The organism is Peribacillus sp. P4_B1, assembly GCF_056402395.1.
Genome location: NZ_JBFUHM010000199.1, coordinates 1 through 500 on the forward strand (window position 1 = coordinate 1; position 500 = coordinate 500).

The following is a 500-nucleotide window of genomic DNA, read 5'->3' on the forward strand; positions in this document are numbered from 1 at the left end:
GTATATTAGTTTGTTCAAAGAACTAAAAAAAGAAGTAGATGAGGAAAATGAAGAACAAGCAAACTATGTAGTAGAAAAGATAAGATCCACAATTGGATGCAAAATAATAGAGAATGTATATCATTATGTGGAAAAAGAAGTAATGACAGCAAGAGAGCAACAAACAATATTATCGACTCTTGATGGTATAGGCATAGTATCTTTAGGCAGTATGAATAGGAAACATATCAAATACAAACTTGAAAAAGCTATGGAGATTACCTTGGAAGACGTGAAATCTTTTTTTAATTCAGCAACAACGGAAAGCAAACTGGCCTTCATAAGAGATGCTCAATTTACTTACTTAATTTCAGACAAGATAGAGTTAAAAGAATGGATCATTAATGAAATGGTTAAATTAGGTTTGAATGATGAAGCAGGAAGATTAATGAAAATATAGAATAGATTAAACTTTGAGTTCAAGATAAACAACTAGAGAAACAATTGGTTAAGGTCCTCTT

Annotated in this window: 1 protein-coding gene; it reads left to right on the forward strand. The window is 30.4% G+C overall.

Features of this window, described 5'->3' with window-relative positions:
- On the forward strand, positions 1-439 hold a 439-nt coding region (locus AC1DVK_RS27245; RefSeq protein ID WP_477627865.1), incomplete at its 5' end, for a hypothetical protein.
- Positions 440-500: the final 61 nt, after the last annotated feature.